Source organism: Solwaraspora sp. WMMA2065 (genome assembly GCF_030345075.1).
Taxonomy (GTDB): domain Bacteria; phylum Actinomycetota; class Actinomycetes; order Mycobacteriales; family Micromonosporaceae; genus Micromonospora_E.
This window is the reverse complement of record NZ_CP128361.1, coordinates 6,194,590-6,221,562: the sequence shown is the minus strand read 5'-3', so window position 1 is coordinate 6,221,562 and position 26,973 is coordinate 6,194,590. Positions and strand designations below refer to the sequence as shown.

18 protein-coding genes are annotated in these 26,973 nt (G+C 72.7%); 5 read left to right on the top strand and 13 right to left on the bottom strand.

The features are described 5' to 3' along the window. Positions 1-60 precede the first annotated feature (60 nt). Positions 61-1,950, top strand: a complete 1,890-nt coding sequence (locus tag O7610_RS28260; protein WP_281553387.1) for a glycoside hydrolase family 15 protein — start codon at positions 61-63, stop codon at positions 1,948-1,950. Further along, on the top strand, positions 1,947-3,347 hold the full coding sequence (locus O7610_RS28255; RefSeq protein ID WP_281553386.1) for a glucose-6-phosphate dehydrogenase: 1,401 nt from the start codon (positions 1,947-1,949) through the stop codon (positions 3,345-3,347). The genes O7610_RS28260 and O7610_RS28255 overlap by 4 nt, the downstream gene beginning before the upstream one ends. An 83-nt stretch (positions 3,348-3,430) precedes the next feature. On the opposite strand, the gene O7610_RS28250 is transcribed toward O7610_RS28255, so the two are convergent. From O7610_RS28250 to O7610_RS28225, 6 genes are all read right to left on the bottom strand, one after another. Then, positions 3,431-4,768 carry a DEAD/DEAH box helicase gene (locus O7610_RS28250; RefSeq protein ID WP_289212235.1) on the bottom strand — a complete coding sequence of 446 codons (1,338 nt, stop codon included), beginning with the start codon at positions 4,766-4,768 and terminating at the stop codon, positions 3,431-3,433. 163 nt (positions 4,769-4,931) lie between these two features. After that, complete coding sequence (gene cspE / locus O7610_RS28245) at positions 4,932-5,135, bottom strand: transcription antiterminator/RNA stability regulator CspE (RefSeq protein WP_123605346.1); 204 nt, start codon at positions 5,133-5,135, stop codon at positions 4,932-4,934. 242 nt (positions 5,136-5,377) lie between these two features. After that, entirely contained in the window at positions 5,378-8,728 is a 3,351-nt protein-coding gene (locus tag O7610_RS28240; RefSeq protein WP_289212234.1) for an ATP-dependent helicase, read from the bottom strand. After that, positions 8,725-12,165 (bottom strand): ATP-dependent helicase, encoded by a 3,441-nt coding sequence (locus tag O7610_RS28235; RefSeq protein WP_502959063.1) that lies wholly within the window; start codon positions 12,163-12,165, stop codon positions 8,725-8,727. Before O7610_RS28235 ends, O7610_RS28240 begins: the two co-directional genes overlap by 4 nt. 82 nt (positions 12,166-12,247) lie before the next feature. Then, positions 12,248-12,793, bottom strand: a complete 546-nt coding sequence (locus O7610_RS28230) for an LOG family protein (RefSeq protein WP_281553383.1) — start codon at positions 12,791-12,793, stop codon at positions 12,248-12,250. Positions 12,794-12,807: 14 nt separating this feature from the next. Then, positions 12,808-13,719 (bottom strand): LOG family protein, encoded by a 912-nt coding sequence (locus tag O7610_RS28225; protein ID WP_289212233.1) that lies wholly within the window; start codon positions 13,717-13,719, stop codon positions 12,808-12,810. 234 nt (positions 13,720-13,953) lie between these two features. Here O7610_RS28225 and O7610_RS28220 point away from each other — a divergent pair, with 234 nt between their 5' ends. After that, positions 13,954-14,106: a hypothetical protein gene (locus O7610_RS28220; RefSeq protein WP_281553381.1), complete on the top strand. Its 153-nt coding sequence runs from the start codon at positions 13,954-13,956 to the stop codon at positions 14,104-14,106. 7 nt (positions 14,107-14,113) lie between these two features. Here O7610_RS28220 and dapE read toward each other — a convergent pair whose 3' ends face one another. Further along, positions 14,114-15,187, bottom strand: a complete 1,074-nt coding sequence (dapE, locus tag O7610_RS28215) for a succinyl-diaminopimelate desuccinylase (RefSeq protein WP_281553380.1) — start codon at positions 15,185-15,187, stop codon at positions 14,114-14,116. A gap of 108 nt (positions 15,188-15,295) precedes the next feature. Between dapE and dapD the strand changes: the two genes are divergently transcribed. Beyond that, complete coding sequence (dapD, locus tag O7610_RS28210; protein ID WP_281553379.1) at positions 15,296-16,252, top strand: 2,3,4,5-tetrahydropyridine-2,6-dicarboxylate N-succinyltransferase; 957 nt, start codon at positions 15,296-15,298, stop codon at positions 16,250-16,252. Between the two features lie 100 nt (positions 16,253-16,352). On the opposite strand, the gene O7610_RS28205 is transcribed toward dapD, so the two are convergent. From O7610_RS28205 to fdxA, 5 genes are all read right to left on the bottom strand, one after another. After that, a complete protein-coding gene (locus O7610_RS28205; protein WP_281553378.1) occupies positions 16,353-19,763 on the bottom strand; it encodes a S8 family serine peptidase in 3,411 nt (1,136 codons plus the stop codon). 155 nt (positions 19,764-19,918) lie between these two features. Beyond that, positions 19,919-23,041: a putative bifunctional diguanylate cyclase/phosphodiesterase gene (locus tag O7610_RS28200; protein ID WP_281553377.1), complete on the bottom strand. Its 3,123-nt coding sequence runs from the start codon at positions 23,039-23,041 to the stop codon at positions 19,919-19,921. Positions 23,042-23,233: 192 nt separating this feature from the next. After that, positions 23,234-23,896 carry an SIMPL domain-containing protein gene (locus O7610_RS28195; RefSeq protein WP_289212232.1) on the bottom strand — a complete coding sequence of 221 codons (663 nt, stop codon included), beginning with the start codon at positions 23,894-23,896 and terminating at the stop codon, positions 23,234-23,236. 9 nt (positions 23,897-23,905) lie between these two features. After that, positions 23,906-25,030: a succinyldiaminopimelate transaminase gene (gene dapC, locus O7610_RS28190; protein ID WP_475050277.1), complete on the bottom strand. Its 1,125-nt coding sequence runs from the start codon at positions 25,028-25,030 to the stop codon at positions 23,906-23,908. Positions 25,031-25,047: 17 nt separating this feature from the next. After that, positions 25,048-25,374, bottom strand: a complete 327-nt coding sequence (gene fdxA / locus O7610_RS28185; RefSeq protein ID WP_281553375.1) for a ferredoxin — start codon at positions 25,372-25,374, stop codon at positions 25,048-25,050. An 80-nt stretch (positions 25,375-25,454) separates the two neighbouring features. On the opposite strand from fdxA, the gene O7610_RS28180 reads away from it, so the two are divergent. Next, a complete protein-coding gene (locus tag O7610_RS28180) occupies positions 25,455-26,480 on the top strand; it encodes a GNAT family N-acetyltransferase (RefSeq protein ID WP_281553374.1) in 1,026 nt (341 codons plus the stop codon). Here O7610_RS28180 and O7610_RS28175 read toward each other — a convergent pair. Next, positions 26,449-26,913, bottom strand: coding sequence for a hypothetical protein (locus O7610_RS28175; RefSeq protein ID WP_281553373.1), 465 nt, complete (start codon positions 26,911-26,913; stop codon positions 26,449-26,451). The two genes, O7610_RS28180 and O7610_RS28175, sit on opposite strands and share 32 nt — an antisense overlap. Between the last annotated feature and the right edge of the window lie 60 nt (positions 26,914-26,973).

Genomic DNA, 26,973 nt, shown 5'->3' with positions numbered 1-26,973 from the left:
GCAGTACGGCTCACCGGGGAGAGTGGTGCCTGACGGACCCACCATGCGGAGGAGACACCCGTGACGGACCATCTGGCGGAGATCAAAGCGCTGCCGGTGCCCGAACTCACCGACCGCTACCCGGCCATCGCCGACCACGGCCTGATCGGCGACGGCCAGACCGCCGCGCTGGTCGGCATGGACGGCACCGTACGGTGGCTCTGCCTGCCGAGATTCGACGGCCCGGCGCTGTTCGCGACACTGCTCGACGCCGAACGGGGCGGTGCCTGGACGCTGCGGCCGGCCGGCCTGCGCGCCGTCCGGCAGGAGTACCTGCCGGACACCGCCGTACTGCGTACCGAACTGCACACCGCCACCGGACGCCTGGAGATCCGCGACGCACTGCTGATCGCCGCCGCGTCCGACGGGCCGGCCGAGGGGGCCGGACCGGCCGTCGACCGGCCGCTCAACACCGAACTCGGGGCGGCCTGCGGCGAGCTGGGCCGCCTGGTCACCGTCATCGACGGCACGGTCGACCTGGAGATCGGACTGACCGGCCGGGGTGGGCTACGAACCACCCCCGCCGCCGAGGAGATCGGCATCGAGTCCCTGGCCGGGGACGGCGGCCGGTTGCGGCTGACCGCCAGCCGGCCGGTACCCGGCCTGGACCGGCTGGCCGGCCGGATCCGGTTGACCGCCGGCGACCGGCTCGGCCTGGTGCTGCGCTGGGCGCAGGGTCCGACCCGGCACCGCGACGCCGATCAGCTCGCCGCCGCGCTGGACCGCACCGCTGCGGCCTGGCGGATCTGGAGCCGCCAGATCAACTACTCCGGCCGGCACGCCGATCTGGTCCGCCGCAGCGCCATCACGCTCAAGCTCTGCGACGACCACGACAGCGGGGCAGTCGTCGCCGCACCCACGTCGTCGCTGCCGGAGGCGATCGGCGGCCGCCGCAACTGGGACTACCGGTTCACCTGGGTACGCGACGCCGCGTACACCGTCTACGCGCTGCGTCGGGTCGGGATGGCCGCCGAAGCCGAGTCGTTCCTGTCCTGGGTGCTGCAGGCCTGCACCCGCGACGGCCGACCACACGTGCTCTACACCCTGGACGGCACCCGGCCGGCCCCCGAACGGATCGACCCGGACCTGTCCGGCTACCGCGGTTCCCGGCCGGTGCGCTGGGGCAACGCGGCGGCCGACCAGATCCAGCACGACGTGTACGGCGAAATCCTCGACTGCGCCTGGCAGTGGGCCCGGGCCGGCGGCGCGGTCGACGACCGGCGGTGGTCCCGGCTGACCCGGCTGGGCCGCTCGGCGTTGCAGCACTGGCGTACCCCGGACCACGGCATCTGGGAGATCCGCCATGAGGGCCGCCCGTTCACCTATTCGGTGGCGATGTGCCAGGTGGCGGCGGACCGGATGGCCCGGCTGGCGACCGCCACCGGCCGGCGCGACGAGGTCGAGCAGTGGCGGCGGGCGGCCGAGGAGATCCGCTCGGCGCTGCTGACCGAGGCATGGGACGACGACAACGGGCACTTCACCGAGCACCTCGGCCAGCCCGGTACCGTCGACGCGAGCCTGCTCGCCCTGCCGCTGCGCCGGGTGGTCGACCCCGCCGATCCGCGTATGGTCGCCACCGTCGACGCCGTCCAACAACGCCTCGGTGCCGGCGGCGACCTGCTCTACCGCTACCTGCCCGAGGAGTCGCCGGACGGGGTCGGCGGCGGAGAGGGAGCGTTCCTGCTCTGCTCCTTCTGGTGGGTGGACAACCTGGCCGGCAGCGGCCAACTGGACCGGGCCCACGAACTGTTCGACCAGCTCTGCGGCCGGGTCAACCACGTCGGGTTGCTCCCCGAGCAGATCGACCCCGCGACCGGCGCCTTCCTGGGAAACTTCCCGCAGGCGTTCAGTCACATCGGGCTGATCAGCAGCGCGGTCAACCTGGCCCGGTACGGAAGGATGCGGACGTGACAGCGAACGTGATCGTGCTCGGCGCCACCGGCGACCTCACCACCCGTTACCTGTTGCCCGGTTTGGCCCAGCTGCGCGAGCTGGACCGGCCGGCGGACGGGATGCGGCTGATCGGGGTGGCCCGCGACGAGCTCGACGACCGGGGCTTCCGGCACCGGGTGAGCGCCGCGCTGCGCGAGCACGCCCCCGAGGTGGCCACCCGGGCCCGCAGCGAACTCGCCGAGTCGGCCAGCTACGTCCACGGTGACGTGACCGACCCGGAGGTGCTGGCGACGGCGCTGGAGATCGCCCGGGACGGCGAGCGGGCCAGTCACGGCGACGACGCCGTGGTGGTCTACCTGGCCCTGCCGCACCGGCTGTTCGAGCCGGTCGCGATCGCGCTGGGCCGCTGCGACCTGCCGGCCGGCATCCGGCTGGTGGTGGAGAAGCCGTTCGGCGAGGACCTGGCCAGCGCCCGACGGCTGAACACGGTGCTGCACCAGGTGCTGCCGGACGACCGGGTGTTCCGGGTCGACCACTTCCTGGCCAAGCAGACCGTGCTGAACCTGCTCGGACTGCGGTTCGCCAACCGGGTGCTGGAGCCGCTGTGGAGCAACACGCACATCACCGGGGTCGACATCGTCTTCGACGAGACGGTCGACGCGGAAGGCCGGTCCAGCTACTACGACCACGCCGGCGCGCTGCGCGACATGGTGCAGAACCATCTGCTGCAGCTGCTGACCCTGGTGGCGATGGAGCCGCCGCTGACCGTCGACCCGGCCGACCTGGCGGTGCGCAAACTGGATGTACTGCGGGCGGTCCGCCCGATCCGGGCCGCCGACGTGGCCGACTGCACGGTACGCGGCCGGTACACCGCCGGGGTGGTCCAGGGCCGACGCGGCGAGCGGAAGGTGGCCAGCTACGTCGACGGTGCCGGGGTCGACCCGGCCCGGGACACCGAGACGTACGCCGAACTGACCGTCCACATCGACAACTGGCGGTGGTCGGGGGTGCCGTTCAAGCTGCGTACCGGCAAGGCGTTGGCCGCCGACCGGCGCGAGATCGTGATCCGGTTCGCCGACGTGCCGCACGCGATCTTCACCGACCGGGACAGCCAGTGCAACGAGCTGCGGCTGCAGCTCGACCCGGACCGGATGTCGCTGCGGCTCAACGTCAACGGCATCGGCGACCCGTTCGACCTGGAGCCGGTCGAGATGGTCACCGAGCTGGCCCGGCAGGCACCGAGCCCGTACGGGCAGTTGCTGCTGGCCATCATCGAAGGTGACACCCGGCTCAGCGCCCAGGCGCAGGAGGCCGAGGAGAGCTGGCGGATCATCGAACCGGTGCTGGCCGGTTGGGCGCAGGGTCGGACACCGCTGCGCGACTATCCGGCCGGCAGCACCGGCCCACGGCCCTGACCGGCCGGGCCGCGTACGGCTCCCGGGCGGGCCGGACCGCATCTCGGTCCGGCCCGGTCCGGGTCTGATCCGGGTCTGGCCGGTCAGCGGGCCGCCGGACGGCGGGCCGGGCGACGCCGGCCGCCCGGGCGACGCCCCGGACGCCGACCGGTACCGGTGCCGTCGGCGGTGCCGGCCGGAGTGTTCTTCGCCGCCACGGCCCGGGTCGGCGCGGGGAGCGTGACCGGCACCCCGGACGGGGTGCGGGCGCCGGTGACCCGGGCCAGTTCCGCGTCCGCCGGGCTGACCGAGCTGCGCTGCGGCCGGATCTTCGCGGCGGCCATCAGGCGGTCCATGTCCCGCCGCTGCTCCGGCAGGACCAGGGTGGCCACCACTCCGGCGGCACCGGCCCGGGCGGTACGCCCGCCCCGGTGCAGGTAGTCCTTGTGGTCCGCCGGCGGGTCGACGTTGAGCACCAGGTCGAGGTCGTCGATGTGGATGCCACGGGCCGCGACGTCGGTGGCGACCAGCGCGGTGACCTGACCGGTCTTGAACTGCTCCAGGATGCGGTTGCGCTGCCCCTGGGACTTGCCGCCGTGCAGGGCGGCCGCCCGTACCCCGCTGGCGAGCAGTTGGCGGGCCAGCCGGTCGGCGCGGTGCTTGGTGCCGATGAACATGATGACCCGGCCGTCCCGGGCGGCAATGGCCGCCGTGGTCGCCGGCTTGTCGGCCGCGCTCACGTGCAACAGGTGGTGGCTCATCGCACCGACGGTGGCGGTCGACGGGTCGACCTGGTGCGACACCGGGTCGGTGAGGAACTCGCGGACCAGCCGGTCCACCCCGCGGTCCAGAGTGGCCGAGAAGAGCATCCGCTGCCCGCCCGGCGCGACCTTGCGCAGGATCATGGTGACCTGCGGCAGGAAACCCATGTCGGCCATCTGGTCGGCCTCGTCGAGCACCGTCACGGTAACGTCGTCGAGCTGGCACGCACCCCGGTTGACCAGGTCGTTGAGCCGACCCGGGGTGGCGACGACGATTTCCGCGCCGGAGCGCAGCGCGTCGGCCTGGCGTTGGATCGACAGGCCACCGACGACGGTGACGCAGCGCAGCCGCACCGCCCGGGCGTACGGTTCCACCGCGGCCGTCACCTGTTGGGCCAGCTCACGGGTGGGGACCAGGACCAGGGCCAGTGGCCGACCGGGGCGGGCGCGCCGCCCGGCGGTACGGGCCACCAGCGGCAGCCCGAAGGCGAGGGTCTTGCCGGAGCCGGTGCGGCCGCGGCCGAGGACGTCACGGCCGGCCAACGAGTCGGGCAGCGTCGCCGCCTGGATGGGGAACGGCTCGTTGATGCCGTTGGCGGTCAACGCGGCGAGCAGGCTCGCCGGCACACCGAGGTCGGCGAAGGAGGGCGTCTGGACGTGAAGAATCGTGGTGGTGCTCATATGACCGGATCGGCCTTCCGCTAGCGAGGTGGCACGTAGCGAGGAAGGCGCCGGGCGACGGGGTCGCCAGCAGCGGGTCACAAGCACGAACCAGGGTGGGACTTGCTGCGGTCCGGCTCCCGCCGCTCAGGCGGCGGGAGCCGGACCGTTCGTACCGAACAGCTCAGAGCGGGCGGATGTTGGCCGCCTGCGGGCCCTTCTGGCCCTGGGTGATCTCGAACTCGACCCGCTGGTTCTCGTCCAGGCTCCGGTAGCCGGAGGACTGGATGGCGGAGAAGTGGGCGAACACGTCGGCACCGCCCTCATCCGGGGTGATGAAACCAAAACCCTTGTCCGCGTTGAACCACTTGACGGTGCCTACTGCCATGTAACTCTTCTCCTTGATGGAACGATCGGACCCGAGACTGCCTGCGGGCCGATGTGAGATCCGCGCTTACTACGCGGACCGGCGTCGCGGTGCTGATCGCCCCATCCGGAACAGAGTCCGGACACAACAAAGAGCGCCTGGGCCGAGACCCCACAGGCGCTCGCACTGTCACTGTGACCGGCCGGCCGGCGGGTAGCACCGGGGACGGCACGGGGAACCAATACTGCAACACCGCCAGGCTATCACGAATCCGACGTGCCACCCAGCAACGGCAGATCATTGATCAGCTTCGCCAGCCCGGCCCGGTCCAGCAGGTCAGCCGGCCGCACGGTGACACCGTCGCGCACGTAGTGGAACGCGGCCCGGACCTGCTCCACCGGCACCCCGGCCAGGTCCGCCCAGGCCAGCCGGTACGCGGCGAGCTGCACCGCCGCCGCGGCTTCGGCCACCCCGGTCGGCTGCCGCCCGGTCTTCCAGTCGACCACGTCGTACCGGCCGCCCGGACCGGCGAACACCGCGTCCATCCGGCCACGAACCACCACCCCGGAGATCACCGTGGCGAACGGCACCTCCACCTCGACCGGCACCCGGCCGGCCCACTCGCTGGCCAGGAACCGCTCCTGCAGCTCCAGCAGGGCGTCGTCGGGTGCCGCGTCGGCGTCGGCGGAACCGGGCAACTCGTCGACGTCCAACAGCCGGTCCGCGCCGAAGCGCTGCTCCAGCCAGGCGTGGAACGCCGTCCCCCGCCGGGCGTACGGATCCGGTCGACCGGGCAGCGGCCGGCGCAGCGTCCGGGCCAGCCCGAACCGGTCCCGACGCAAGGCCACCAACTGCGACACCGACAACTGGTCCGGCAGCGGCACGTCCACCGGCCCGACCCCGTGAGCCAGCTGGTCCCGCTCGGCGAGCAGGATCCGGGCCTCCGCCCACCACCCCGCCGACGGCTCATCGTCCGGCGGGTCGACCGGCCGGTCCATCGCCTGGCGGACCAGGTTCGCCGCCTCCGTCATCCGGGGCCGCTGCGCGCCCAGCGGATCGGCCGGCCACTCGGCCCGGACCGTCACCTCGTCGATCGGGTTCGCCGCGCCCGGCAGCGGCTCCGCCGCCCAGTGGTCCACCACCCCCGCGCCGGCCAGGCAGTCGTCGTGGATCTCCCTGAGGAACACCGACGGCCCACGGTGCCGTTTCACCCCGGCGCCCCACCAGTAGCCGGAACAGAGCAGCAGCCGGCGCGGCCGGGTGACGGCCACGTACGCCAGCCGCCGCTCCTCCCGCTCGTCGTGCTCGCGCCACCGCTTGCTGAACTCGGTCAGCTCCCGCTCCACCGCCTTCTGGTCCTCGGCGTCGTCGAGGACCAGCGCCGGCAGGCCATCCGCGTCGCCGCGCAACGGGAACGGCAGCACCCCGAGGCCGTACAGGTAGTGGTCCGAGCCGCGCACCGCCCCCGGCCAGACGTCGCGGGTCAGCCCGGCCACCGCCACCACGTCCCACTCCAGGCCCTTGGCGGCGTGCGCGGTGAGGATCTGCACCGCGCCGGACACCACGTCGATCTCGCCGGGGCTCAGCCCGCGTTCCTCGTCCTCGGCGGCGTCCAGGAACGCCAGAAACGCCGACAGGGTCGCGGTGTCCGACTCACCGGCGAACCGGGCGGCGACGTCGCCGAGCGCGTCCAGGTGCCCGCGGGCCAGCCCGGCGTCACCGCCGCCGGCCCCGCCGGCCCGCACCGCCACCTCCACGTCCAGGCCGGTGGTCCGCTCGACGTCGGCGATCAGGTCCGGCAACGACTGGTCCAGGCGTTGCCGCAGCAGGGCCAGCTCCCGGCCGTACCCGCGCAGCCGGGCGTAGCCCTCCGCCGAGTACAGCTGGGCCGGCCCCGGATCGGCCAACGCCTCGACCAGGCTGGCCTCGTCGAGCCGGTCGACGACGATCTCCGGCTCAGCCGCCCCGGCCCGGGGCAGCTCCCGCCGGGCGTCGGCGATCGCCCGGGCCCGCCGGTGCAGCGCCACCAGGTCCCGGGGACCGATCCGCCACCGGGCCCCGGTCAGCAGCCGCAGCAGCGCCGCGCCGTCGGTCGGATCGGCCAGCACGCGCAGCGTACTGACGACGTCGCGGACCTCCGGGGTGTCCAGCAGGCCGCCGAGACCGACCACCTCGACCGGCAGGCCGCGGGCCCGCAGCGCCGCCTCGACCGCCGGGATCTGGCTGCGCACCCGGACCAGCACCGCGCTGGTCGGCCGGGCGTCGACCGGGATCTCGTCACCGCGACCCGGCTCGACGCCGGCCGCCCCCCGCCAGGCCGCCAACATGCCGTCGGCGATCCACTCGGCCTCGTCGAGCACCGTGTCCAGCAGCGCGCAGTGCACCGTCGCGGCCGGCGCGCCCCGGGCCGTGCGGCCCGGAATCGGCGGAGCGACCTTCGCGGCGGCGGCCAGCGCCGCCACCCGGGCCCCGGCGGTCCGCAGCGGGCCGGACAGCTGGTTGGCGACGCTGAGGATCTCCGGCCGATTGCGCCAACTGGTGGTCAGCGTCAGCGACCGGGCCGGGGTGCCGTCGGCACGGGCGAACTCGCCGGGGAACCGGTCCAGGGTGCCGGCGCTCGCCCCGCGCCAGCCGTAGATCGACTGGCACGGGTCACCGACCGCGACCACCGGATGCCCGCCGCCGAACAGCGACCGCAGCATCACCACCTGGGCGTGGCTGGTGTCCTGGTACTCGTCGAGCAGCACCACCCGGTAGCGGTCCCGCTCCAACTCGCCCACCGCCGGATGGTCCCGGGCCACCTGCGCCGCCCGGGACATCTGGTCGGCGAAGTCCATCGCCTCGAAATCGGCCTTGCGCTGCTGGTACGCCCGGACCAGCGGCAGCAGCCGCAGCCGGATCTGCTGGATGGTCAGCGCCCGCCGCACGTCGGCGTACACCCGGCCGGGCCGGGACTGCACCTCGGCGAAGAACCGGCCGGTCCAGCCGGCCAACTGGTCCGGGGTGACCAGGTGCTCGGCCAGTTCCCCGGCGAGCGCCAGCACCGCGTCGGTGACCGTGCCCGGCGCCCGGTCCACCTCGGACATGTCACCGTCGTAGTTGCGGACCAGGAAGTCGACGATCTGCCAGCGGGACGCCTCGGTGAGCAGCCGGGCCGACGGCTCGTACCCGGCCCGCAGCCCGTGTTCGGTGACCACCCGGGCGGCGTACGAGTGGTAGGTCGCCACCATCGGCTCGCCGGCCAGCGGATCCTCCTCCTCCCGGCGACCCTGCCGGCCGAGCTGGCGGACCAGTTGTCCCAGCCGGGTCCGGATCCGGTGGGCCAGCTCACCGGCCGCCTTACGGGTGAAGGTGAGGCCGAGCACCTGCTCCGGGCGTACCTGGTCGTTGGCGACCAGCCAGACCACCCGGGCGGCCATCGTCTCGGTCTTGCCGGACCCGGCCCCGGCGACCACCAGCAGCGGCTCCACCGGGGCGGCGATGATCGCCGCCTGCTCCGGGGTCGGTGGCGGCAGTTTCAGCAGCCGGGACAGCTCCTGCGGGGTGTAGCGCGGCCCGGCGTCAGGGCGGCGGCGCGGCGGCGGAGCGGCGGCGAACAACGACTGCTGCGTCATCCGTGCTCCGCTGGTGGTTCGACGACCTGCCGGCCCTTGCCGGAGACCGGGCAGCTGGTCTTCACCGGGCAGACCCGGCAGCTGGAGTTGGCCACCGCCGAGAACGTCGACGCCGCCATCGTCTGGGCGGTACGGCGGACCATCGCCGTCGCCCAGCCGGCGTCGTCGGTGTCGGCCAGCGGCTCCTGCTGCTGCTCCTTCGCCTCCTTCACCGGGGTACCGAGCTGGACCAGCGCCGCGCCACCGGCGTCGTCGCCGTACTCGGCGAACGCCCCCGCCTCGACCGCCGCCTGGTAGGCACCGAGCTGCGGATGCTCGGCCAGCTCGGCGGCGGTGACCGAGGTCGACTTGCCGGTCTTGAGGTCGATCACCACCAACCGGCCGTCGGCGTCGATCTCCAACCGGTCCACCCGGCCGGTCAGCTCCACCGGCTGCCGCGGGTCGTCCAGCCGTACGGTGAACTCGTGCTCGATCGCGAGCAGCCGGCGCGGGTTGCTGGCCAGCCAGCGCAGCAGCTTGTCGACCATGCCTTCGGCGCGGGCCAGCTCCGGACCGGCCATCCAGCGGGCGGCCAGGTCGATCGCGTCGAACCGGGCCGCGACGTACTCCAGCAGTTTCGCCCGGTCGACGCTGGCGTCCTCGGCGAGCATCGCCGCCGCGTGCACCAGGTTGCCGACGCCGGCCGCCGCGCTCGGCTCGCCCCGGCCGCCGTGCCGCTCCAGCAGCCAGCGCAGGCTGCACCGCAGCGCGCTCTCCATGGTCGACGGGGTGACCCGGACCGACTCGCCCTCGTCGACCAGCGGCCGGTCGTCGGAGAGCGGCCGCAGCCCCCACCAGTCGTCCGGGTGGGCACCGGGCACCCCGGCGACCGCCAGCCGGCCGAGCACCGCCGCCGCCTCCTGCCGGCGCTGCGGCTGCGCCGTCTGGTCGGTGACCACGGTACGCAGCTCGGCGACCAGCGCCGGCAGGGTGAGCGACCGGGGCGGCCGGCCGACCGGCAGGGTCGGCAGCTCCTCGCCGTCGGCATCCACCGTCGACACGCCCAGCTCGTGCAGGAACCGGCTCGGCTGCTCCTCGTGGTCCAGCCCGCCGACCCCGGCGGAGGCGACCGCGGTGACCAGCAGCCGTCGGCGGGCTCGGGTCACCGCCACGTAGAACAACCGCCGCTCCTCGTCGAGCAGCGCCGACGTCTGCGCGACCAGCGACGCGGTGAGCCCGGCGCCGTCGGCCCGGCCGGTCAAGACATCGACCAGCCGTTCCGAACCGAGCAGGCTGCCGCGCAGCCGCAGGTCCGGCCAGACACCCTCCTGCACCCCGGCGACCGCCACCACGTCCCATTCGAGGCCTTTCGCGGCATGCGCGGTGAGCAGCCGGACCGCTTCGCCGCGGTCGCCGCTCGGCGCCAGGGTGTCGGCCGGCAACTGCTGGCCGAGCACATGGTCGAGGAAGACCTCGGTCCGGGCACCCGGCAGCCGATCGACGAACCGCGCGGCCGCGTCGAACAGCGCCATCACGGCGTCCAGGTCCCGGTCCGCCGCCGCGGCCCGCCACCGCGCCCCGGCGTCGGTCACCCCACCGACGGGTACGGTGCCGGCCGGCCCGCCCGGGGTCCGGCCGCGCAGGATCGCGCCGAACCACCGGTCGGCCAGACCGCTGGTCTGCCACACCGCCCAGAGCACATCCTCGGCGGTCGCACCCGGCCGGGCCGCGGTGTCCCGGGCGGTGGCCAGCAGCGCCGCGACCGCCTGCGCCGGTGCCGCCCAGCGGCGTTCGATCGCGGCCAGCTCCGCCGGATCGCGCAACGCGTCGACCAGCAACTCACCGGAGGGACGGCGGTCACCGGCGGCCAGCGCCAGAGCCCGCAGCCCTTGCCGCAGCCGCCGCTCGGCCAACGGATCCGCCCCGCCCAGCGGGGAGTGCAGCAGCGCGACCGCCGCCTCCTCGTCCAGCCGGTCCGGCTCCAACGCGCAGCGCAGCAGCAACAGCAACGGCGCCACCGCCGGCTGCCGGTGCAGCGGCAGGTCCTCCGCGTGCACCACGGTCGGTACGCCGGTGACGTGCAGCGCCCGCTGCAGCGGCGGCAGCTGCAGCGTGGTGGAGCGCACGATCACCGCCATCCGGGACCACGGCACCCCGTCGATCAGGTGCGCCACCCGCAGCGCGTGCGCCAGGTAGCCGGCCTCGCTGGTCGCCGAGCGGAACACCCGTACCGCTACCGGGTCGGCCCGGTCCGGCGTCGCGCCGTCGGCCGGCGGCGGGTCGGCCGGCGACCGACCGACCGGCCCGCCGGCCGGGGCCGGGCGCAGCTCGCGGTGGCCGGCCGGGCCACGCAGCCGCCGGGCCACCCGACCGGTCGCCACCAGCAGCTCCGGATCGGTGCGGTAGCAGACCGGCAGCAGGATCTGCCGGGCGGGCGCGCCCGAGGCAGTCCGGAACCGGTGCCTGAACGCCGGCACGATGCCCGGATCGGCGCCCCGGAACGCGTACGTCGAGGAGTCCGGGTCGGCGAACACGACCAGCGGCCGCCCGCCGCCGGCGAGCAGGCCGAGCAGCTCGACCTGCGCCGGGTCGGTGTCGGCCAGTTCGTCGACGTAGATGTAGGACAGCCGGCCCCGTTCGGCCTCAAGCAGCGGCGGATCGTCGGTGAGCAGCCCGGTGGCGGCCCGGACCAGCTCGGCGTGGTCGTAGCCGATCGAACCCCGGTTGCTGACGTCGCGCAGCGCGAGAACCGCGACGTACTGGCGCAGGAAGCGGGCCGCCGCCGGCCAGTCTGCCCGGCCCAGCCGTTCACCGAGCCGGGCCAGCTCGACCGGCCCGACACCACGTTCGGTGGCCCGCTGCAGCAGGTCGCGCAGCTGAGTGGCGAACGCCCTGGTGGGCAGGGCGGCGCGCAACTCCGGCGGCCAGCCGACCGGGTCACCGATCTGGTCACCGATCTGATTGCCGGCCGGGCCGGTGGTGGCGGCGGTCGGGCCGTCCAGTCCGGTGGCCCCTGGCTGCGGGCCGGCCACGTCCAGCAGTTCGCGGATGATCAGATCCTGCTCGGGGCCGGTGAGCAGCCGCGGCGACGGCTCACCCCGTTCGGCGGCGGCACGGCGCAACAGGCCGAACGCGTAGCCGGGAAACGTTCGTACCAGGGGTTCGTGCAACACCCGCCGGGAGCCGGCGGCGATCGCCGCCTCGATCCGTCGGCGCAGTGCGACGGCGGCCCGCCGGTTGAAGGTGAGCACCAGGATCCGCTCCGGGTCGGTCCCCTCGGCGACCCGGGTGGCGACCGCGTCGACCAGGGTGCTGGTCTTGCCGGTACCCGGACCGCCGACGACCAGCAGCGGTCCGTCGGTGTGCGTGACCACTGCCTGCTGCGCGGAGTCGTCGAAGCGCGCCGGCTCGGCCTGCGCCGGCCGGCGGACCAGCCGGTACGCCTGCACGCCGCTCATCTCACCACGACGATGGGACAGCTGTCGGCAGCCGGGTGGCCGGCACGCCGGGTCGCGGGCACGCCGGACTGCAGGGATCCGGTCAATCGAGCCGGGCCTCGATCTCGTCCAGCGCCGCCGGCACTGAATCGACGACAATCAGCATCTCCCGGGCCGACCACCCGACGAACGCCGTCTCCGCCAGCGCCGTCAGCCAGTCCAGCAGCCCTTGGTAGAAGCCGTCGGTGTCGACGAGGACCACCGGTTTGCGGTGCAGCCCGAGCACCGCCGTGGTCCACACCTCGAACAGTTCGTCCAAAGTGCCGAGGCCGCCGGGCAGGGTGACGAACGCATCCGACTTTTCGATCATCAGCGTCTTACGGCTGGCCATCCCGTCGGTGACGACGAGTTCGTCGGAGCGGGTGTCGGCCACTTCCAGGTCGACCAGCGACTGCGGGATCACCCCGAGGGTCCAGCCGCCGCCGGCCCGGGTGCCGTCCGCGAGCGCACCCATCATGCCGACGCAGCCGCCGCCGGAGACCAGGGTGTGCCCACGCCGGGCCAGCTCCCGTCCGGTCTCGGCGGCCAGGTCGAGCCACCGCTGCTCAAGGGTGCGCGACGAGGCGCAGAAGACTCCGATCGCGGCCATCCGTGCTGCTCCTCTCACTCCGCCGGCCGGTGGTCCCCGGCCGGTGCCCGTTCGTCGGCCTGCCGCTCGGCCGCGATCTGGGCGTGCGCCGTCTGGCGCAGCGCCTCCTGCTCTGCGGCGAGGGCGGCGTCCGCGTCGACGATGTGCCGTACCGCCTCGGCGACGTCGTCGGTCAGGCAGAGCAGGTCGAGATCGGCATCGCCGATCCGCCCCTGCGCCTGCATCGTGTCACGCAGCCAGTCGACCAGTCCGGACCAGTACCCGGTGCCCATCAGCACCACCGGGAACCTGGTCACCTTGCCGGTCTGCACCAGGGTGAGCGCCTCGAACAACTCGTCCATGGTGCCGAACCCGCCGGGCAGCACCACGAACGCCTGGGCGTACTTGACGAACATGGTCTTGCGGGCGAAGAAGTAACGGAAGTTGATGCCGACCTCCACCCATTCGTTGATGCCCTGCTCGAACGGCAATTCGATGCCGAGCCCCACCGACACGCCGCCGGCCTCGGTGGCACCCCGGTTGGCCGCCTCCATCACACCGGGACCGCCGCCGGTGATCACGGCGTAGCCGGCACCGGCGAGCGCACGGCCCAGTTCTTCGGCGAGCCGGCATTCAGGGCTGCCCGACGCGCTGCGGGCTGAACCGAAAACACTGACCGCCGGCGGCAGATCAGCGAGAGTGTCGAACCCTTCGACGAACTCCGACAGGATTCGCAGCGCCCGCCAGGAATCCTTGGTCTTCCATTCGCCACGGGCCCGTGAATCGAGCAGACCCTGATCGGCGGTGCTGCGGCGGACCGCTTCCCGGCGCAGGGTCACCGCGCCCCGGTGCCGCTCCGACCCCGGTTCGTCGGGTGTCGGGCCAACCCGGTCCGGTCCCGGTCGGGATTGGTCGTCTGGCGCGCGATAGTTGTTCGACTGGTCCATCTGGACAACCGTAGTGGGCGGCGTGCCGTGCTTGACGCGGCCGCCCGCGCGTGTCCAGTGCGGACGCCGAACCGCCCCACTGCGACGCTAACCCGGCCCACGATGAGAAAGGTGATGTCAATCTTGCGTCAAGTGCAACCAAATCGGCTGCGGCTACGTCTCCATCAACAGATACTGGGTGCGCCGGACGGTGGGGAGGACGCCGTCACGGCACCTTCGGGGGGAGGAGTAGTCATGATGACACGTAGCGAACTCATCCGGGTCCGGCGGCAGATGCACCGCCGGATCCGTGTCGTGGTGGCCGAGCGCCGGGTTGCCGGCGGGCGAGCGCTTCCGGCTGAGCCGGTGGACGACACCGTCGAGCAGGAGCCGGCACTGCTGCGGTGACCCCGGTTCACTCCGGCGTCAGCCAACGCCGGAGTGTCTCGGCACCTTGCTGAATCTTGTCGATCTCCACGCGCTCGTCACGGGCGTGCGCCAGGTTGGGGTCGCCGGGGCCGAAGTTGAGCGCCGGGATGCCCAGCGCGGCGAACCGGGCGACGTCGGTCCAGCCCAGCTTCGCGACCGGCGGCTCGCCGACCGCGGCGAGGAACTCCCGCGCCGGAGCCGACGTCAGTCCGGGCAGCGCCCCATCGGCGCAGTCGACCACCTCGACATCGAACCCGGCGAGGACCTCGCGGACGTGCTGCTCCGCCTGCCGCCCGTCGCGGTCCGGCGCAAACCGGAAGTTGACCTCGACGTCGCACCGGTCCGGGATCACGTTGCCGGCCACCCCGCCGCTGATCCGGACCGCGTTCAGCCCTTCCCGGTACTCACATCCGTCGATGACGACGGTCCGCGCCGAATAGTTGCCCAGACGGCGCAGCACCTCACCGGCGGCGTGGATGGCGTTCACCCCGCGCCAGGACCGGGCCGAGTGGGCCCGGCGGCCGGTGGTGCCGACCACCGCCCGCAGGGTGCCCTGGCAACCGGCCTCGACAACGCCGTGGGTCGGCTCGTGCAGCACCGCGAAGTCGGCCGACAGCCACTGCGGGTGGGCCTCGGCCACCAGACGCAGCCCGTTGAACCGTGAGTCGATCTCCTCCGCCTCGTAGAACAGATAGGTGACGTCGTACCTCGGCTCGGCGACGGTAGCCGCCAGATGCAACGCGTGCGCCACCCCGGACTTCATGTCCGAGGTGCCGCAACCGTAGATCAGGCCATCGGCCTCCCGGGACGGGAAGTTGTCCGCCAGCGGCACCGTGTCCAGATGCCCGGCGAGCACCACCCGCCGGGAACGCCCCAGCTCGGTCCGGGCCATCACGGTGTTGCCGTACCGCCCGGTAGTCAGCCAGGGCACGACGGACAGTGCCTGCTCCACGCAGTCGGCGATCCGCTGCTCGTTGCGCGACACCGACTCGATGTCGACCAAGGCGCGGGTCAGGGTCACCGGATCGGCCAGGACCTCGGGGGTCAGCGGGTTCACCATGGCTGGCACGGTACCGTCTCGGCAGGGTCGACTCGTCCGCTGATCACCCGGATCGCCCGGACGTCGGCCCACTGGTGACACGTACTCCGATCGGAAGGCGACATTTCGGTGACGGTTTCGACGCAGCCCGCCTGGGGCATCGGCCTGGCCACCTGCACCGAGCAGGGCCAGGTGCTGGACACCTGGTATCCGGTCGGCCAGCTAGGGCTCGGCGAGCGTCCGCCGGCCGCGAAGGGCACCACACCGGCCGGACTGCCCGCCGGGGTGGTCGGCCCCCGGGCACTGCCCGGACTACGTACCGAGATCGTGGTCGTCGAGATCGGTTCACTGGCCGACCCGATCGCCGACGCCGCCGACGCGTACCTGCGGCTGCATCTGCTGTCCCACCGGCTGGTCCGGCCGAACGAGCTCAACCTGGACGGCATCTTCGGCCGGCTGGCCAACGTCGCCTGGACCTCCGGCGGACCGTGCCCGCCGGACCGGGTCGACGAGCTGCGGCTGATCGAGCGGGCCGCCGGGCGGCACCTGGCGGTGTACGGGGTGGACAAGTTCCCCCGGATGACCGACTACGTGGTGCCGTCCGGGGTGCGGATCGCCGACGCCGACCGGGTACGGCTCGGCGCCCACCTGGCGTCCGGGACGACCGTGATGCACGAAGGCTTCTGCAACTTCAACGCCGGCACCCTCGGCACCTCGATGGTCGAGGGGCGGATCGTCGCCGGCGTGGTGGTCGGTGACGGCTCCGACGTCGGGGCCGGCGCGTCGATCATGGGCACCCTCTCCGGTGGCGGCACCGAGAAGGTCCGCATCGGCGAGCGCAGCCTGCTCGGCGCGAACGCCGGCATCGGCATCTCGCTGGGCGACGACTGCGTGGTCGAGGCCGGCTGCTACATCACCGCCGGCTCCAAGGTGACCCTGCCGGGCGGCCGGGTGGTCAAGGCCCGCGAGTTGTCTGGGGTCGACGGGCTGCTGTTCTGGCGCAACTCAGTCACCGGGGCGCTGGAGGCCCGGCCGCGTACCGGTGCCGGCATCCAGCTCAACGAGGCACTGCACGCCAACAGCTGATCGCGGACCGGCCGGTGCGGTGAGTCGGTGGCGGCTCCGCCGAGGTCGGCCGGTGCCCCACCCGCCGCTACGGGGCGGGCAGGGCACCGGCCGGCGCGGGTCAGCGCCGCGCGATCCGGTACGCCTGGATGATCGTCTGCCGTGCCGTGTTGCCGGCCCGGTCGGTGACCGACGCCCGCAGCGACACGTAACCGTCCCGGTCCGGATGGTGGACCGTGGCGGTCCAGCCGGCCTTTGCGGACCGTACGTCGGCCGGCAGCCAGGTCTGTCCGCCGTCGTAGGACACCTCGACCGTCGGCCGACGGATCCCGATCCCGACCACACCCGGCTGGTGGGCGACGGTGAACGGGATCTCCATCGCCCGCCCGGCGACGGCGGTGTTGCCGGCGTCCACCGACGGGGTGAACCGCACCGCCATCACCGGCAGCGCCGCCACCTGGTCACGGGTCACCGGACCGGACGGGAAGGTCCACGCCCCGCTGACCGACGTGGAGAAGTCCCCGACGTCGTGCGTCGCCGACACCTCCAGCCGGTAGTCGGCCTGAGCCCGTGGCACCGGGAACCGGCCGTAGCCCGGCTCCGGGCTATCCCCGATCAGCTTTCCGCTGCGGTACAGCGCGGTCCGCGCGGTCTCCGTCACCACCCCGCCGAGGTGGCCCTGCGCGTCGCCGAACATCGGCACCTGGACGTCGACGACGTTGCCCCGCCGGCTGACCCAGGCACCGTCGCCCGGGACGGCCGGGAACACCGGCCCGTACGGTGCCAGGTTCCAGGTGTCCAGGATGCGTTTGCCGGGCTGGTGGCGGCTCGGTGGTGAGACCAGCACGGCGGTGTTCTCCGGCCAGAGCTGACCGTCCACCGCCCGGCCGAACTCCAGGGAACTCTCCCAGGTCGACGTGCTCGACACGCTGTAGTGCTCCACCCGCACGCTGGGCAGCTCGACCGGGGTCACCAGCGCCCATCCCCCGATGTCCTGCTCGCCGTGGCCGGGGAAGACCAACCGGTCGGTGCGGTCGCCGTGGCTGACCCCGCGGAACCGGTGCCGGACGGTGGCCAGCTCCCGGGGGCGGTAGTGCCGGGTGAAGCCGGTGGGCAGCCGGTCGGCGAAGAGCTCAGTCAACCCGTAGAAGTACGGGCTGGCGGTGAACCCGTCCGCGCCGTCCGGTCGCAGCCACTGGCTGGCGATGCTGGCGCTGAACTCGCCCGTGCCCGACGGACCGCCCTCGTGGGCGGCGGAGAGCCCGTCGAAGGTGTCGGCCAGCACCCCGATCCCGGCACCCATCTGCGGGGTGCGGTAGTAGAGGCTGACGTCGACCAGCGCCGGACGGGCGGTCGGCTCGGGCACGGTCATCCGGACCGGTCGGGCGGTACGGGCGTCGAACAGTACGGTGCGGTCAGCGTCCAGCCGCAGGTTCGACCGGACCAGAACGGCGAGCTCGTACTTCTGTTCGCCGGTCTGGCGTTGGATGACGCTGGACAGCCCGTACCGGCCGGCGGGCAGCCGGGTGGTGACCCGCCCGGAGCCGTCCGAGGTCCACGGCATCGCGTCCGCCATCTGGTCCAGGCCGACCGCGACGGTCCAGTAGTCGTCGGTCGCCACGCCGGCCTGGTTGACGTGGACGAAGGTCAGGTCGTAGCTTTCCACTTCCCGGTGGACGCCGAACGGGGTGACGACGCGCTGACCGGCACCGGTGGCAATCAGATGGCCGGAGTAGTAGCCGTTCTGGCCACCGACGCTGGTGTCCGCGGTCAGCGTCACTGCTTCGGTGCCGCCGGCCGGTACGGTCAGCGTGGTTGTGCCGGCCCGGAACATTCCCGCCGGTGCGCTGCGGCCGGTCGGACCGACGGCTTCGACGGTGAGGGTCAGGGTCTGCGGCTTGCTGCCGGTGTTGCGGTAGGTGACCTTCTCGACGATCGCCGGGTCGTCGTGGTGCGGCCAGTCGGCGCGGCCGAACGACACGCTGGCAGGTCGGCTGATCAGCTCCTGGGTGACGGCGCGAACGACGTCCACCCGGCCGGCACCCTGCGGGTAGGCGCCGGTGCCGGACCGCGGTGTGGCCGACGCCATCAGGCCGGCCTTCAACCGCACGGCGGTCCAGTTCGGCCGGCGCTGGGCGAGCAGCGCGGCGGCTCCGGCCACGTGCGGCGCGGCCATCGAGGTGCCGGAGGCGGCGACGTAGTGCTCGTCGACCGGATCGGCGAGGGTGGTGCCGGCGGCGCGGGCCGCGACGATCCCGACGCCCGGGGCGGTGATGTCCGGTTTGACCGCGTCGTCACCGGTGCGCGGGCCACGGCTGGAGAAGTCGGCGAGCGTGTCGTCGCGGTCCACCGCGCCCACGGTCAGCGCCGCGTCGGCGCTGCCCGGCGAGCCGACGGTGCGGTCCGCGCCGGAGTTGCCGGCTGAGATCACGAAGAGCGCGCCGGTCTGCGCGGTGAGCGTGTCGACCGCCTTCTCCAGCGGATCGGTCTGCGGGGTGTCCGGGCCACCGAGGCTGAGGTTGACGACGGTGGCCCGCTGGTCGGTCGCGGCCCACTGCATGCCGGCCAGGATCGCCGACTCGGTGCACCAGGACGACTCGCACACCTTGCCGGAAACCAGGGTGGCGTCGGGGGCCACTCCCTGGTTCGCCCCGCCGGAGGCGGCACCGCTGCCGGCGATGATCGAGGCGACGTGGGTGCCGTGCCCGACCCGGTCGGCCGGGTCCGGGTCGTCGGTGAAGTTCTCCGACCGGGCCACCTTGCCGGTCAGGTCGGGGTGGTCGGCGTCGACTCCGCTGTCCAGTACGGCGACGGTCACCCCGGCCCCGGTGAATCCGGCGTCGTGGGCGGCCGGCGCACCGATCTGCCCGACGCTGCGGTCGAGCAGCAGTCGCCGTCGGCCGTCCAGCCAGACCCGGGCCAGGCCGGAGGCGGTGGCCAGGGCCCCGGCGCGGCCGGTGGCCTCGCCGGGCGGGGCCGGGTCGGTGCCGGTGACCGCCGCCCAGAAGTCGGTTGCCGCGTGCTTGTCGGCGGTCAGCGCGGCACCGCCGATCGCCGGCAGGTCCCGTGTGATCCTCGCGCCGGCAAGGCCGCCGGCGGCCCGGCGGGCGGCGTCGGCCGGGGCGGCGTACTCGACGAGCAGCGGTAGCCGAGCGGTGGCGGCGTCGTGGTAGCCGGACGAGATCAAATCGGTGACGTTGAACAGTCGCCGGTCCAGCACGCCGGTGCGGATCAGCGGCTGCGCGTCGGCCGGTACGACATACCGGCCGTCGGAGCTCTGGTAGGTGTGGAACCGCAGGTGGTTGCGGTCCGGGGCGGGTTGGACGGCGGTGCCGGCGCGGGTGACGACGACCCGGTCACCGGTGATCAGGGTGACCGCGGTCGCCGGGTCGGCACGGACCCGACTGACCGGGTCGTCGGGGTTCGGTGCCGGTTGGGCGGCGGCCGGTCCGGGCCGTCCGACACCGATCAGCGTCGCGGTCAGTACGGCGATGAGCGTGGCGGCGTGGAGTCTCCTGGATGGATTGGACATCGTGAACCTCCCCGGTAGACGCCGCAGCGGGCGTCAGGGTCGTGATTCCGAAGCCTCAGGATTACATACCCGGTATGCACTCACTCGACCCGAAACTCGGGGCAATATGGACAGGATTTGCACTCAAGGTTGCCTTTCGACTACTTATAGATCATCTAGGGCTGCGGCAACCCGACCGGCCGCCCACCGGCCAGCCAGGCCACCGCGTCCGCCTCGGCGAGCGGACGGGAGAACAGATAACCCTGCCCGTAGCCGCACCCCAGGTCTCCGAGGAGGTTCCGGTCGGCTACCGTCTCGATGCCCTCCGCCACCACCTGCAGACCGAGCGAGTGCGCCAACCGGATGATCCCGTCCACCAACGAGCGCTGCCGTTGCGAGAAGGCCATCTCCGCGGTGAACGAACGGTCGATCTTGAGCACGTCGATGGGCAGCTGACGCAGGTAGCTGAGCGAGGAGAACCCCGTACCGAAGTCGTCGATGGCCAACCGGACACCGAGCTCACGCAGCTGCGCCAGGTCCGACCAGACCTGGTCGTCGTTCTGCAGCAGCAGACTCTCGGTCAACTCCAGCATCACCGAGTTCGCCGGCAACCCGGCGGCGATCAACTCGCGACGGACCTTGCCGGTGAAGCCGGCGACCCGGAACTGCCGCGCGGAGACGTTGATGCTGACGTACGGGGCCTCACCCACCGGCAGAGCGGCCCGCCACTGGCTGACAGCGGCGAGCGCCCGGCCCAGCACCCAGTCGCCGATCGGCTCGATCAGCCCGGTCTCCTCGGCCACGTCGATGAACTGGTCCGGCCGCAGCAGTCCCAGGCTCGGGTGCCGCCACCGCAGCAACGCCTCCAGCCCGACGGCGTTGCCGCTGGCCAGCTCGATGATCGGCTGGTACACGACGGCGAAGTCGGACTCCGGCGCCGACCGCTCCAACGCGGTGCGCAGCTCCATCCGCCGGATCAGGCTCACGTGCAATGCCGGCTGGTACCGCCGCCAGCGGCCCTTGCCCGCACCCTTGGCGACGTAGAGGGCAAGATCCGCGTGCCGCAGCAACTCGTCGGTGCCCCCGGCGTCCGAGGTGGTCGCGACCCCGACGCTGACCGCGCCACCGACCATCCGCCCGGCGAGCCGGAACGGCTCGGCGAAGGCGGCGACCACCCGCTGCGCCGCCTGCTCCACCTCGGCCGGGTCAGTCGCGTCATCGACCAGCGCGGCGAACTCGTCGCCGCCGAGCCGGGCGGCCGCATCGGCCGACCCCAGCGTGGCCGCCAACCGGTTCGCCACGGCGACCAGCAGCTCGTCGCCGGCCTGATGGCCCATCGTGTCGTTGACGACCTTGAAATCGTCAAGATCGATGAACAGGACGCCGACCGCGAGTCCGCTGCGCTGGGCGCGGGCCACCGCCTGCTGCACCCGGTCGTGGAACAGCACCCGGTTCGCCAGCCCGGTCAACGAGTCGTGGAACGCCCGGTGCGTCAACTCCTGCTCCAGCCGACGTCGCTCGGTGACATCCCGCAGGGTGAGCACAAGACCGCGTACCGCCCGGTCCGACCGCAGGTCACGGCAGCTCACCTCGACCTGCACGGTGCTCCCGTCGGCGTGCCGCAGCCGCCAGTCCGGCCAGTCGTGCGGCTCGCCGGAGGAGCGGACCAGGGCCAGCCCTTCGAGCACCCGCCCGTGGTCCGGCGGATCGACCAGGTCGGTCAGCTGCCCGCCGTCCGGTGCCGGCCGACCGAGCACCGTCTGCACCGCCGGGCTGGCGTACCGGACCGCGTCGCCGTCGTCGACGATCAGGATGATGTCCACGCTGTTCTGCACCAGGGCGCGGAAGTACACCTCCGCGTCCCGCCGGTTGATCTCGTCACCCAGCCGGATCCGTTCCAATGCCATCGTGGCGTGACTGGCCAGCACCTCGATGGCGTCGCGCAACGCGTTGAGGACGCTGGTCTCGGCCGAGACCAGCAGCACCCCGGCCCGCGGGCCGAGCGCGTCGGGCCGCGGCCGTGCCGGCACCGGACCGGGCGGCCGCTGCTCCGGCAGCACCAACGGGCAGAGCAGCGCGAACGGAAAGGACCCGAGCTGGTGGGCCAGCATCGGCGTCAGAGCCGGCCGACGCAGCAGCCGGGTACGCCGTACCGCTGCGGTCGACGGCAGCAACGTGCCGGTCGCCGTCGCCGGCACCGACGGTCCCCAGACGCTGCTGGCCAGCGCCGGCACACCTCCGGTGCGGTTGAGTACCAGCACCAGACGGTGATCGACACCCTCCGGTACGATCCGGGCCAGCCCGGACCGTACCGCGTGATCCACCTGCGCGGCGTCGGCCGCCGAGACCAAGGCGGCGCACGCGTCCCGCAGCCCCTGCTCCCGGCGGACCGTCTGACGGTGCGCGGCGAGCACGTCGCCGAACCTGCTGAGCACCAGCGCGAAGACCACCGCCGAGGTGATTGCCAGCATCGCCCCGTCACGGATCCGCCCGGTCATCGCCTCGACCAGCAGGATCGACGGGGAGATCATGGTGGCCAGGATCAACAGCACCGCCCACGGCCGGCTGATCCTGCCCTGCTCGATCTCGACCGGCTCGGACAGCTGCGCCATCGACGGATGCAGCCCGGCCGCTCCCCAGGTGAGGTACGTCAGCAGCCAGCCGAGTTCGATCGGCCCGCCCGGCTGCCACTGCTCGCCGAGCGTCGTCAGTCCGTAGAGGATGTCACCGACGAGCATGCCGGCAGCGCCGACGAGCAGCAGCACCAGGGCCGGGGTCCGGGAATTCGTGGCCAGGAGACGAATCATCACGGCCAGAATCAACAGGTCCCCGAGGGCGTACGCGGCGAGCATCGACCGTTCGACCGGCTCCAGCCCGGGAGCGGTGATGTACGGACCGATGATGAAGATCCAGGCGAGCAGTACGGCGGTGCAGACAAACGTGAGGACGTCGAGCAGACGTGACCGGTCGCCGAGCATCCGGCTGCCCTGGGTCAACATGAACAGACCGACGGCGGTGAGGACGAATACCGTCAGATAGCACAGTTCACTGACGATTGTGCCGGGAGAAATCGCGTACGTGGTGTCGCCGGCAGCGAGCATCACCAACGCGGCAGCGAGACTCCACCACGCCGCAGCCCGTTTCGGCCGGTAGCGGCGGATACCGAAGACGATTCCACCAGCGCTCGTGAGCCCGAGCGCCGGCCACAGCACCGGATGCCAACCGGGGGCAAGAAGGATCCCGGCGGACAGCAGGATCATCACCGTGGCGTATCCACTGGTGAGCTTCCGGACCGACACGGGCCTCCCCTCAGGCCGGACGTCGACACGTGGCAACGCCTACAACTGACCCGTCGACGCCCGGACGATCCATTCACCGCCGGGCAAAACATCCACCGCTCGGTTTACCAGTCCGACAACGCGTTGGCCATACTTCTGCCGGGCAATGGTCGGCAACGATGAGACGTCGATCCGGATGGGGCAGTTCACCTGTCACGATGGACGCAGTACCGCCGGAGCAGAGATGGTGAATCGGGCCTCCACGACCGCCTGCACCGTCTGCACCTGCGGGTCGAGGTCGAGCTGTGGCGCGGGATCCGCCATCTCGGTCGCGGCGAACGCTCGGGGGGCGCCACGCAACATCACCGGCTGCGGCCCGGACATCCCGTGGTCGGCCAGTTCCACCAGGCCGGTCACCTCCGCGCCGAGCGCGTCGGCGTAGTCGCGCGCCCGGGTGATCGCCTCGGCGATCGCCGCCCGGCGGGCCTGGCCCAGCTCGGGACTGGTCGGCCGCAGCGACCACCACGGCCCGCTGACCTGGACCTGGTCCTGGCCGGCCAGCCGCATCATCAGCTCACCGAGCACAGTGAAGTCAACGACCGTGACGGTGGTGGTGACGCTGGCGTGGTAGGCGATCACCCGTTCCCCGGAGCGTCGCCACTCGGGCCGCACCAGCAGCGCGCCGGACTCCCGGCGCTCGATCGCCGGCCCGTACCCGTCGATCAGGGTGCGGACCGTGTCGCCCCGCTCGGCGAGCCGGGCCAGGGTGCCGGAGCGGTCCTTGCCCCGGGCGACGGCGGTCACCCCGAACCGGGCCAACTCGGGGGGGACCTCCCGGGTCACCTCTCCGCGCACCGCCACCACCGGAGCATCCATCCGGCCAGCCTAGTCGAGCCGGGCGACCGCCGCCGCCACCCGCTCGTCGGTGGCGGTCAATGCCACCCGTACATGGCGCTGCCCACCCGGGCCGTAGAAGGCACCCGGCGCGACCAGGATGCCGCGGGTGGCGAACCAGTCGGCGGTCGACCAGCTGTCCTCGTCCCGGCTGGCCCACAGGTAGAGACCGGCGGTCGAGTGGGAGATGGTGAACCCGGCCGTGGTGAGTGCCGCCCGGAGCCGGTCCCGGCGGGCCGCGTACCGCCGACGCTGGTCGGCGACATGCTGGTCGTCGAGGAGCGCGGCAACCATCGCCGCCTGTACCGGAGCCGGCACGATCATGCCGGCGTGTTTGCGCACCGCGAGCAGGTCACCGACGAGCCGCGGATCACCGGCGACGAACCCGGCCCGGTAGCCGGCCAGGTTGCTCCGTTTGGACAACGAGTGCACGGCGAGCAGGCCGGTCGGATCACCGCCGCAGACGTCGTCGCTGAGCACCGAGACCGGCTGCGCCTCGAAGCCGAGGGCCTGGTAGCACTCGTCGCTGGCCACCACCGCCCCGCGTTCACGCGCCCAGTCGACGACCTTGCGCAGATGCCCGCTCGGCAGCACCTGGCCGGTCGGGTTGCCCGGCGAGTTGACCCAGACCAGCCGGGCCCGACTGGATGGTCCGAGTGCGGTCAGCGAGTCGGTCCGTACCACCTCGGCCCCGGCGAGCCGGGCGCCCACCTCGTAGGTCGGGTAGCAGACGGACGGCACCACCACCACGTCACCGGGGCCGACCCCGAGCAGGGTGGGCAGCCAGGCGACCAGTTCCTTCGAACCGACCGTCGGGAGCACGCCGATCCGGTCGCCGACGGCGCCGCACTCGCGTACGAACCAGTCCCGGATGGCCTCGCGCAGTCGCGGGGTACCGGCCGTCATCGGATAACCCGGGGTGTCCGTGGTGGCGGCCAGCGCCTGCTGGACCACGGCCGGCACCGGATCAACCGGTGTACCGACCGAAAGGTCCACGATGCCGTCGGGGTGCCGGGCGGCACGCTCCTTGACCGGCACCAGCCGATCCCACGGAAAATCCGGCAGACCGGCGGCCGGTGACCCGCCGCCGGTCGGCGCGGACCGCCCAGTGGCCAAGCCCGCCCGCGCCCCGGTCAGTGCTCGTCCCCGCGCGCCGGCTGGGCCGCGACGAACGGGGTGTCCTTCTCGATCTTGCCGACCTTGGAAGCACCGCCCGGCGAGCCGAGATCTTCGAAGAACTCGTAGTTCGCGGTGGTGTACTCCTTCCACTGCTCCGGCACGTCGTCCTCGTAGAAGATCGCCTCCACCGGGCAGACCGGCTCACAGGCACCACAATCGACGCACTCATCGGGGTGGATGTACAGCATCCGGTTGCCCTCGTAGATGCAGTCGACCGGGCATTCCTCGATGCACGCCTTATCGAGCACATCGACGCACGGCTCGGCGATGATGTAGGTCACTGGCCTTCCTTCCCGCACGACATGCCGCGATCGCCCGCGGCACTGACGAGCCTAGTATCTCGCCGGGGAGGGGGTCGATCGTGCTCCGGCCACAAGATGTGGGACACCGCGTGGTAGTCCGAAAAATTATAGGTGTTGGCGGAGATCGTCCGCTCTATACCGACCTACTCGGCCTGCTGGCCGAGCTGACCGAGACCGAACTCACGGTGCTGACCCGCAACGGGCCGCGCCGGGTCGCACTCGCCGACGTGCACCGCAGCAAGCTGGTGCCGCCGACCGCCAGTCCGGCGGCCCGTCGGGCGGCGGACCGCGAATCCGCTGCCGTCGCCGAGCTGGAACGGGCCGCGAACCAGACCTGGGCGGCGCCGGTACAGCAGCGGCTCGGCGACTGGCTGCTGCGCGCCGCCGACGGCTGGACCGGCCGGGCGAACTCCGCGCTGCCGCTCGGCGACCCCGGCAGCCCCCTGCCGGCGGCGGTGGACGCGGTCACCGCCTGGTACGCCGAGCGTGGCCTGCCGGCACAGGTCAACGTGCCGTTGCCGGCCGCCGCCGAGGTCGCCAGCGAACTCGCCGGTCGGGGTTGGCGCAGCGGACCGCTGGTGCTGGTGCAGACCGTGCTGCTGGCCGACCTGCTGGCCGACGGTGCCGACGATCCACCCGGCGACGCGGCGACGGTACGGCTGGACCGCGCGCCGTCGCCGGAGTGGCTCGCCCTGGTCTCGGCCCGCAAATCGGCCGGTGACCCGCTGCCGGCCGCCGCCCACCGGCTGCTCACCGACGCACCGCAGGTGCGCTTCGCCCACCTGTACGTCGACGGCCGGCTCGTCGCCATCGCCCGGGGCGCTGTCGACGCCGACCACCGGTGGTGTCAGATCGCGCTGCTGGAGGTGCAGCCGGCGGCCCGGCGGCGCGGGCACGCCACCCGGGTGCTGCGGGCCGTCGGCCGGTGGGCCGTCGACGAACTGGCCGTGCCGGCCGCGTTTCTCCAGGTCGAACAGCACAACCCGGCGACCGCCCTGTACGCCCGGCTCGGCTTCACCACCCACCACGTGTATCTGCCGTGGCAGCCGGCGGTCAGCGACGGACCACCCGACGGGGCTTGTTGAGCTTGGTCTCGGCGTACCGTTCCAGCGACTTGGACCGGTGGTCCCAGCCCAGTGTGATCAGCACCAGATAACCGAGCAGCACCCCACCGATGGAGAAGCCGCCGTACAGCCACACCTGGGAGAAGAACGCGCCCGCCCCGGCCGAGAACGGATGGTCGCCGCTGACGAACGGCCCGACGAAGACGGTCAGCACCAGCGCCGCCAGAATCGCTGCCGCGACGTCACCGCTCCACCGCTCGACCGGCCGGTCCCGCCCCCAGACGAAGGCCACCGTGCCGAGCACGACGCCGATCACCACGAACATCACGAACGAGAGCCGGTCCTGCGTCTGCGCGTCGGTGTCGAACCCGAAGCGGACCACCAGCCGGGCCACCACATTGACCGCGAACAGCACCCCGGCGAGTACGCCGACCGGCAGCCAGCGCTGCCTCATCTTTACCTCCCGCACCCAGACCCGCACCGCGTCCACGGCACGCCGGACCGCGCGGGTGTG

What these genes read in the sequence shown, in the direction of transcription:
- O7610_RS28250 (WP_289212235.1), bottom strand. Translation starts at nt 4,768, where the DNA reads ATGAGCACCACCACGATTCTTCACGTCCAGACGCCCTCCTTCGCCGAC.
- cspE (WP_123605346.1), bottom strand. Translation starts at nt 5,135, where the DNA reads ATGGCAGTAGGCACCGTCAAGTGGTTCAACGCGGACAAGGGTTTTGGT.
- O7610_RS28240 (WP_289212234.1), bottom strand. Translation starts at nt 8,728, where the DNA reads ATGACGCAGCAGTCGTTGTTCGCCGCCGCTCCGCCGCCGCGCCGCCGC.
- O7610_RS28235 (WP_502959063.1), bottom strand. Translation starts at nt 12,165, where the DNA reads ATGAGCGGCGTGCAGGCGTACCGGCTGGTCCGCCGGCCGGCGCAGGCC.
- O7610_RS28230 (WP_281553383.1), bottom strand. Translation starts at nt 12,793, where the DNA reads ATGGCCGCGATCGGAGTCTTCTGCGCCTCGTCGCGCACCCTTGAGCAG.
- O7610_RS28225 (WP_289212233.1), bottom strand. Translation starts at nt 13,719, where the DNA reads ATGGACCAGTCGAACAACTATCGCGCGCCAGACGACCAATCCCGACCG.
- O7610_RS28220 (WP_281553381.1), top strand. Translation starts at nt 13,954, where the DNA reads ATGATGACACGTAGCGAACTCATCCGGGTCCGGCGGCAGATGCACCGC.
- dapE (WP_281553380.1), bottom strand. Translation starts at nt 15,187, where the DNA reads ATGGTGAACCCGCTGACCCCCGAGGTCCTGGCCGATCCGGTGACCCTG.
- O7610_RS28205 (WP_281553378.1), bottom strand. Translation starts at nt 19,763, where the DNA reads ATGTCCAATCCATCCAGGAGACTCCACGCCGCCACGCTCATCGCCGTA.
- O7610_RS28195 (WP_289212232.1), bottom strand. Translation starts at nt 23,896, where the DNA reads ATGGATGCTCCGGTGGTGGCGGTGCGCGGAGAGGTGACCCGGGAGGTC.
- O7610_RS28175 (WP_281553373.1), bottom strand. Translation starts at nt 26,913, where the DNA reads ATGAGGCAGCGCTGGCTGCCGGTCGGCGTACTCGCCGGGGTGCTGTTC.